This window comes from Blastomonas sp. CCH1-A6 (genome assembly GCF_001556365.1).
Classification (GTDB): Bacteria; Pseudomonadota; Alphaproteobacteria; order Sphingomonadales; family Sphingomonadaceae; genus Blastomonas; species Blastomonas ursincola.
Genome location: NZ_LSIS01000406.1, coordinates 1 through 6,305, shown reverse-complemented (window position 1 = coordinate 6,305; position 6,305 = coordinate 1). Strand labels below are relative to the sequence as shown.

Genomic DNA, 6,305 nt, shown 5'->3' with positions numbered 1-6,305 from the left:
GGGCGGGCATGGTGCATCGTCATGGCTTTGATCCTTTATTGGTCCCATGCCTTACGCATGGACGGCAGAACGGTTTCCTGTTGCGGCGGACCGTTCGTCGCTTTGATACCCCTCCCCCTCGCTGCACGCTGTGACGGACGGCATGATCCAGCTGAACGGTGCACAACGAATCCGGCTTGCGCCCGATAACATTTGATATAATTATGATATCATGATTATCGAATCGGAGGGCGTTTCAGATGCAGCAGAATTCTTCTTTTGACGGCTCGTCGGGCGGCGGTGCCATGGTCGCCAGCACAGAGAGCGAGGCCAGCACGTTCAACGGCTATATCTTCCTGCTCCTGTTGCTGGTGTCGATGCTGCTGCCGGTGCTGGGCGTGGGCATGCTGAAGAACGGCAACGTGCTGGGACTGGTCATCGCCATCGTCAGCGGCATGGCCTTTCTGTTCATCATCTCGGGCTTCTACATGCTGAACCCCAACGAGGCGGCGGCGATCCAGCTGTTCGGCAGTTACAAGGGCACCGATCGCAACACCGGGCTGCGCTGGCGCTGGCCGTGGCTCAGCCGCAAGAAGATCTCGGTGCGCGTGCACAACGTCACCTCGGAAAAGGTCAAGGTGAACGACCTGCGCGGCAACCCGGTCGAGATCGCGACCAATGTCGTCTGGCGCGTGTCGGACACCGCGAAGGCCCTGTTCGATGTCGAGAACTATCAGGAATTTGTCGACATCCAGATCGAGAGCGCGGTTCGCGTGATCGGCGCGCGCTACCCCTATGACGATTTCAATGCCGATGAGGTGACGCTGCGCGGCGATGCCGAGGAAGTCAGCCACGAACTGGAAAAGCAGCTGCAGGAGCGTGTCGGCACGGCGGGCGTGCAGATCGACGAATGCCGCCTGACGCACCTCGCCTATGCGCCCGAGATCGCCCAGTCGATGCTGCGGCGCCAGCAGGCCGAGGCGGTGATCGCGGCACGATCGCGGCTGGTCGAGGGCGCGGTGACGATGGTCGAACATGCGCTGGCGATGCTCAGCGAGAAGAATGTCGTTCACCTCGACGACGAGCGCAAGGCGGCGATGGTCTCCAACCTGATGGTGGTGCTATGCGGCGAGCGCGACACCCAGCCGGTGGTCAATGCCGGGTCGCTCTATTGACCTGAACAATGCCCAATCCGCCGCCCAAGAAATCCTTCGCGCTGCGCCTCGATCCGTCGCTCCACGCGGCGATCGAGCGCGCCGCCGCGCAGGAATTGCGCAGCGTGAATGCCGAGATCGAGATCCTGTTGCGTGAGGCGCTGGCGCGGCGCGGCATCAAGCTCGCCCCGCCCGAACAGCGCCCCAGGGGGCGGCCACCGAAGGAATGAGGCAAATTTGGGCCGATGACGGCCTGCAGGAACCATCGTTCGCTATTGCCGCCCGGCCGTGCTAGGGAGGCGGCATCCGATAACCTGGATCGCCGATAACGCGCGCAACCGCGCGCCTTGCTGCCTGATCGTCTGGAAGTCCGACGAGGAGAGCATCGATGCGTTTCACCGAAAAATTCTGCCGCGAGCAGGAAAGCCTCCAGATCGCCAAGGCCGCTGCCGAGCCGCTCAAGAACCGTCAGGGCATCGCGCTCGCCGCCGCCAAGGCCTGGAATGCCGCTGCCATCATCGCACACCGGCACGAGGCGAAGCAGACACCGACCGAGGGCCTGGACGCCGCCATCATCCGCGAATTTGCCGAGGAGGATGCGGCAATTGTCGCGGCGGGCGCCCTGCACTGAGCGCTTATGCACGGCAGCTCTGATCAGTCTTTAGCTGGATCCCACGCGCTCAGCACCGCATCCAGCTCCGGCCGCGGCCGCTCCTCGAGCGCCTGCCCCGCAGTACCGATGAACACGAAGCCCGCGATCTGCTCGGGCGCTGACCCGAACATGTCGCGCACGGCATCGCTATAGCTCGGCCAGCCGGTGATCCAGCCGCCGACAAAGCCGTGCGCGTGGACCGCGTGGAGCAGGTTCATCACGAAGGCCCCGGCCGAAAGCTGCTGTTCCCACAGCGGGATCTTGCTCGATTCACGGGGCGAATAGAGCACGACGAGCAGTTCGGGCGCCTGGCGCGCGAAGCTTTCCATCGCCTCGATCTCGAGCCGTCCGGCCTCGGGCTTCTCCGCGCGATAGGCGGCAGTCAGCTTTTCGGCAAAGGCATCGCGCTGGTCGCTCGCCACATGCACGACGCGCCAGGGGTTCAGCTTGCCGTGATCGGGCGTGCGCAGCGCCATCCGCACGATCTCGCGCATCTGCGCGGCATCGGGGCCGGGCGCGATCATGTCGCGCGGGCGGCCCGAGCGGCGGCTGGCGAGATAGCGGGGCAGCGAGGACAGGTCGTTGAACTGGGTCACAATGGGCTCCGGCAGCGGGGTGACAGGCGGCAGTCTGGTATCAACTGCAACAAGGCGCTTCACACCCGCGCATTTTTGTCTAGGTTGCAGCCCACGCTATGGACGGCCTGGGGGCGGGCCGCCAACTGAAAAATCGACGGGAGACATTCGATAATGGCCAGCGGTTATGCCGTGAGCGGCGATTCCAAGGGCACATTCCTGGGCCACCCCAAGGGCCTGTATGTGCTGTTCTTCGCGGAAATGTGGGAACGCTTTTCCTATTACGGCATGCGCGCGCTGCTGATCTTCTACCTTACCAAGCACTGGCTGTTTTCGGATTCGCAATCGGGCGTCATCTACGGTGCCTATACCGCTTTGGTGTACATCACTCCGGTGCTCGGCGGCTATCTGGCCGACCGTTATCTCGGCCAGCGCAAGGCGGTGACCTATGGTGCAATCCTGCTCACCTTCGGCCACCTGCTGATGGGCTTCGAAGGCACAGGGGGACAGGACCCCGCTGCCCTCAACGTCTTCTGGCTGGCGCTCGCCTTCATCATCGTGGGCTCGGGCTTCCTCAAGGCGAACATCTCGGTGATCGTCGGCCAGCTCTATCCGCGAACCGACGTGCGGCGCGATAGTGCCTACACCATCTTCTACATGGGCATTAATCTCGGCGCAGCCCTCGGCTCGGTCGCCTGCGGTATTCTGGGCGAGACCTACGGCTGGTCCTATGGCTTCGGGGCTGCGGGCGTCGGCATGGCGCTGGGCCTTATCGTGTTCGTCCTGGGCAAGCCTCTGCTGTGCGGTCGCGGCGAAGCGCCCGATGCGGCGGCTTTGGCCAAGCCGGTGATGGGCATCAAGCTCGAATGGCTCCTGTACGCCATCGGCATCGCCGCCGTTCTGGGCATCTGGGTGCTGATCCAGTATCAGGAGGTCGTCGGCTGGCTGCTGCTCGCCTCGGGCGTCGTGCTCGTCGGCTATGTGCTGCTCACCGCCGTCACCAAGCTGCCGCGCGAAGACCGCGACCGCATCTTTGCCGCGATGTTCCTGATCCTCGGCTCGGTGCTGTTCTGGGCGCTGTTCGAACAGGCAGGGTCCTCGCTCAACCTCTATACCGACCGTCATGTTGACCGTGGCGATGTGAAGGCGTCGATCTTCCAGTCGATCAACGCAATCTACATCGTGCTGCTGGCGCCGATTTTCGCGGCGCTCTGGACGTGGCTGGGCCGCAAGGGGCTCGAACCCTCCGCCCCGGCCAAGTTCGGCCTGGCGATGATCCAGCTCGGCGCTGGCTTCCTGGTGCTGGTTGCGGGCGCTGCCGCTGCAGGAGCAGGTGTGCCGACCCCGGTGCTGTTCATCTTCCTCATCTATCTGCTCCACACCATGGGCGAGCTCTGCCTCTCGCCGGTGGGCCTCAGCGCGATGAACCGGCTGGCGCCGGCGCATATGGCCTCGCTGATCATGGGCACGTGGTTCTTCGCTTCGGCCTCGGGCAATTTCGTTGCCGGCCTGATCGCGGCCGCCACGGGATCTGAAAAGGCGAGCGGCGAAGGCGCAGGCCAGCAGACCGTGCTCGACGTCTACTCGCAGATCGGCTGGATCGCGATTGCCGTGGGCGTCGGAGTGCTCGTCATCGCCCCGCTGATCAAGAAGCTGATGCACCTCGATACGCTGAAGGATGCCGAACCGCTGGCAGGCGAGGACGAACTCGCCGAGAACCAGGCGGCGGGCGTGCATCCGGCGACGCGCGGTGCCTGATCACAACGACAAAACCACTTCCGAACTGCGACAGGGAAAGAACATGCGATACGGGTATCTCGCACCCCTGGCGGCCATAGCGGTCGTCGGGTGCGCCAACACGACAAGTGCCGAAGGCCCCTCCTCCGCCAGCGCCAGCGCGCCCAAGGCGGAGAAGGTGAGCATCAACGAAAACCCGTATCCCAGCACCTACAAGCCCTATCCGGGCCAGCCGACCGCGATCCGCAACGTCACCATCTTCGATGGCGAGGGCGGACAGATCGACAATGGCGTGGTCTTCTTCACCGACGGCAAGATCACCGCGGTCGGCGATGCGAACACGCCGATCCCTGCCGACATCATGGTGCTGGATGGCACCGGCAAGTTCGTGACGCCCGGCATCATCGACATTCACAGCCATCTCGGCGACTATCCCTCGCCCGGCGTTGCAGCACATTCGGACGGCAACGAGGCGACCAGCCCGGTCACCGCCGATGTCTGGGCTGAACATAGCGTCTGGCCGCAGGACCCCGGCTTCAGCCGCGCGCTGGCCAATGGCGGCGTCACCTCACTTCAGATCCTGCCCGGCTCCGCGAACCTGTTTGGCGGGCGGTCGGTGACGCTCAAGAACGTGCCCGCGCGCACGATGCAGGCGATGAAATTCCCCGGCGCGCCCTATGGCCTCAAGATGGCCTGCGGCGAAAATCCCAAGCGCGTCTATGGTAGCCGCAACCAGAAGCCGGCCAGCCGCATGGGCAATCTCGCGGTCAACCGCCAGACCTGGGCGCGCGCGGCCGAGTACAAGGCGCGCTGGGACGAATATGAGCGCAAGGGCGGCACCCCGCCCGCGCGCGACATCGGCATGGATACGCTGAAAGCGGCGCTGGAAGGCAAGATCCAGATCCACAACCATTGCTATCGCGCCGATGAAATGGCCATCGTCATCGATATGGCCAAGGAGTTTGGCTACAAGGTGTCGACCTTCCACCACGCGGTCGAGAGCTACAAGATCGCCGACCTGCTGCGCGAGAACAATATTTGCTCCGCCGTCTGGGCCGACTGGTGGGGCTTCAAGATGGAATCGTACGACGGCATTCCCGAAAATGCCGCGATCATCCAGAACGCGAACGCCTGCACGATCATCCATTCGGACGACCAGGACCAGATCCAGCGCCTGAACCAGGAAGCCGCCAAGGCGCTGGGCGACGGTCGCCGCATGGGCTTCAACATTTCCGATGCTACCGCGATCCGGTGGCTGACCTACAACCCCGCCATGGCGATGGGCATTGCCGACAAGACCGGCAGCTTGAAGCCCGGCAAGATGGCCGATGTGGTGCTGTGGAACGCCAATCCGCTCTCCGTCTATGCCCGGCCCGAAAAGGTCTGGGTCGATGGTGCACTGCTGTATGATGCCAATGATCCCAAGCGCCGTCCGGTGAGCGATTTCGAGCTGGGCCAGCCGGGTGAGGGAGACACGAAATGATGAGATCCCTCCTTTCGCTGAGCGTGGCCGCTGCCGCGCTGCTCGCCTCGCCTGTGCTCGCGCAGACCGTCGCCATCACTGGCGGCAAGGTCGTGATCGGGGACGGCAGCGCCCCCATTGAGGGCGGCACCGTGGTGCTGCGCGATGGCAAGGTCATAGCCGCCGGGTCGGGCGTTGCCGTGCCTGCGGGCGCACAGGTGGTCGACGCCACCGGCAAATGGGTCACCCCTGGCCTGTTCGCAGGCTTCAGCCGGCTGGGCTTGGTCGAGGTCGAAGCGGTCAACGAGACCAACGATTCGAGCGCGAGCCGGGGCGAATTCTCCGCCGCGATCGATGTCACCCCCGCGATCAATCCCAAGGTTAGTGCAGTCGCGGTCAACCGCGCCGCCGGCATCACCCGCGCGGTGGTCGCACCGATCGCCCCTGCCGCGATCTTCGCCGGCATGGGCGCGGTGATCGATCTGGGCGATGACTACAACGCCGTGACCAAGGGCCGCGCCTTCCAGTTCGTCGAGCTGGGCGAGACGGGATCGGCCAAGGCGGGCGGCAGCCGTGCCTCGGCGTTCCTCGAATTCCGCAACGCGCTGATAGAGGCGCGCGCGCTCGCCAATGGCCAGCGCGGCGTGCCCGCGCATCCGCACGATGCTTTGCTCAATCGCCAGGATGCGGCCGCGCTCGTTCCGGTGGTCAATGGCGAGATGCGGCTGCTGGTGCATGTCGAGCGC

General features: G+C 64.4%; 6 protein-coding genes and 1 pseudogene. 6 read left to right on the top strand and 1 reads right to left on the bottom strand.

Annotated elements, in window-relative coordinates; all coding sequences use genetic code 11:
- Positions 1 to 239: 239 nt before the first annotated feature.
- The 3 genes from AX735_RS18560 to AX735_RS18550 all read left to right on the top strand — a co-directional run bounded on the left by AX735_RS18560 (position 240) and on the right by AX735_RS18550 (position 1,764).
- Positions 240 to 1,154: an SPFH domain-containing protein gene (locus tag AX735_RS18560; protein ID WP_082751188.1), complete on the top strand. Its 915-nt coding sequence runs from the start codon at positions 240 to 242 to the stop codon at positions 1,152 to 1,154.
- 8 nt (positions 1,155 to 1,162) lie between these two features.
- Positions 1,163 to 1,363, top strand: coding sequence for a toxin-antitoxin system HicB family antitoxin (locus tag AX735_RS18555; protein WP_060977552.1), 201 nt, complete (start codon positions 1,163 to 1,165; stop codon positions 1,361 to 1,363).
- A 158-nt stretch (positions 1,364 to 1,521) separates the two neighbouring features.
- Positions 1,522 to 1,764 carry a hypothetical protein gene (locus AX735_RS18550; RefSeq protein ID WP_066283206.1) on the top strand — a complete coding sequence of 81 codons (243 nt, stop codon included), beginning with the start codon at positions 1,522 to 1,524 and terminating at the stop codon, positions 1,762 to 1,764.
- 23 nt (positions 1,765 to 1,787) lie between these two features.
- Here the strand turns inward: AX735_RS18550 and AX735_RS18545 are convergent, their stop codons facing one another.
- On the bottom strand, positions 1,788 to 2,381 hold the full coding sequence (locus tag AX735_RS18545) for a nitroreductase family protein (protein ID WP_066283201.1): 594 nt from the start codon (positions 2,379 to 2,381) through the stop codon (positions 1,788 to 1,790).
- A gap of 153 nt (positions 2,382 to 2,534) precedes the next feature.
- Between AX735_RS18545 and AX735_RS18540 the strand changes: the two genes are divergently transcribed.
- The 3 genes and pseudogenes from AX735_RS18540 to AX735_RS18530 form a co-directional block, all read left to right on the top strand.
- A complete protein-coding gene (locus AX735_RS18540) occupies positions 2,535 to 4,118 on the top strand; it encodes a peptide MFS transporter (protein WP_066283199.1) in 1,584 nt (527 codons plus the stop codon).
- A 43-nt stretch (positions 4,119 to 4,161) separates the two neighbouring features.
- Positions 4,162 to 5,580: an amidohydrolase gene (locus AX735_RS18535; protein ID WP_066283211.1), complete on the top strand. Its 1,419-nt coding sequence runs from the start codon at positions 4,162 to 4,164 to the stop codon at positions 5,578 to 5,580.
- Positions 5,577 to 6,305: pseudogene (locus tag AX735_RS18530) on the top strand (amidohydrolase); the annotation flags it as partial. The gene AX735_RS18535 and the pseudogene AX735_RS18530, both read left to right, overlap by 4 nt.